General features: G+C 70.4%; 1 protein-coding gene and 1 pseudogene. One reads left to right on the forward strand and one right to left on the reverse strand.

Annotated features, from left to right (window positions below; all coding sequences use genetic code 11):
- A pseudogene (locus tag CQ039_RS16460) lies at nucleotides 1-1,165 on the forward strand (peptidase); the annotation flags it as partial.
- A gap of 234 nt (nucleotides 1,166-1,399) precedes the next feature.
- On the opposite strand, the gene CQ039_RS16465 reads toward CQ039_RS16460, so the two are convergent.
- Nucleotides 1,400-1,567, reverse strand: a 168-nt coding sequence (locus CQ039_RS16465) for a cation:dicarboxylate symporter family transporter (RefSeq protein WP_146112129.1), incomplete at its 5' end; no start/stop codon positions are given.

Consider the following 1,567-nt stretch of genomic DNA (forward strand, 5'->3'; position numbering starts at 1 on the left):
CCCGCCCGCCCTGCCCTATGACGCGACCGGCTATACCCTGGCGTTGCAGATGGGGGTCAAGTTCGACCGCATCCTCGACGGCTTCGAGGCCCCGACCGAGCGCGTTGCCGACGTCATGGCCCCGCCGCCCGGCAAGATCGAGGGTTCGGGCCGCGCCGGCTGGCTGATCGATCATGCGCCGGTCAACGGCTACATCCTGTCGAACCGCCTGCTGGCGGCGGGCGTGCCGGTCTATTGGCAGGAAGGCGAGACCCGCGCGGGCCGCGCCATGCTTGCCCCCGGCGCCTTGTGGATCCCGGCCAGCGATGCGGCCCGTCCCATCGTCGAGGCCGCCGTGCGCGATCTGGGCCTGAACGCCCACGCCGCCGCGCGTGCTCCGAGCGGCGACAAGATCGCCCTGAAGCCGGTGCGCGTCGGTCTGGTTGACCGCTACGGCGGCTCGATGGCCTCGGGCTGGACCCGCTGGATGCTGGAGCAGTTCGAGTACCCGTTCGAGGTCGTCTATCCGCAGCGTCTGGACGCCGGCGATCTGGCCAGGGACTTCGACGTCCTGGTCTTCGCCTCGGACATGATCCCGGCGGACCTTTCGGCAGCGGCCCAGCGGGACCAGCCCGAGCCGGAGTCCATCCCCGCCGAATATCGCGGCTGGCTGGGCCACATCACGACCGAGAAGTCGGTGCCGCAGATCGACGCCTTCGTGCGCGGCGGCGGCAGCGTGGTCACCATCGGCTCGTCGCACCGTCTCGCCACCGCCATGGGCGCGCCGGTTCAGGACGTCCTGCTGGGCGCGGACGGCAAGGCCCCGGCCTCGACCGACTTCTTCATCCCCGGCGCCGTGCTGAAGACCGAGGTGGACAATCGTCAGCCGCTGGCCTTCGGCGCTCCGGCCCAGATGAACGTCTTCTTCAACCGCAACACCGGCTTCCGCCACGCGAGCGAAACCGGCTCGATCGTCCGCTATCCCGAGCAGGTCGCGGTCGCCAGCGGCTGGGCCATCGGCCCGCAGAAGCTGTCGGGTTCGGACGCGGTTCTGGACCTGCCGCACGGCGAAGGCCGCGTGATCGTGCTCGGCCCCGACGTGGTCAACCGCGCCCAGGCCCGGTCCTCGGTCCGCCTGCTGTTCAACGCCCTCTTCTACGGGCCGGCGGTCAGCGCCGAAGACTAGGACACGGCGGCGGCCCTGAATGGGGTCGCCCTCTCCGCTGTCACCCCGGACGGCCCGAAGGGTCGATCCGGGGCCCAGGCGCTTCATTAGGCAGGCGGTTTGTCAGGTTCAGCCGCCTGGGTTCCGGGTTCGCTTCGCGCCCCGGAATGACGGCAAGAGAGAAACGCCGCCACCGCATAGCAATAAGGCCGCCCCATCGCTGGGGCGGCCTTTTCATTAGGTGCGGCTGACGTCTCAGGCGGCGGCCGTCTGGGGCGCGTCCCCATCCCCCTCGGGGATGTCGTCCAGCTCGCCTTCCCACTTGGCGACCACGGCGGCGGCGACCGAGTTGCCGACCACGTTGGTGGCCGAGCGGCCCATGTCGAGCAGGTGATCGACGCCCAGGACGATGGCGATCCAGGC

The sequence above is a fragment of the Brevundimonas sp. MYb52 genome, assembly GCF_002979535.1.
Taxonomy (GTDB): Bacteria; Pseudomonadota; Alphaproteobacteria; order Caulobacterales; family Caulobacteraceae; genus Brevundimonas.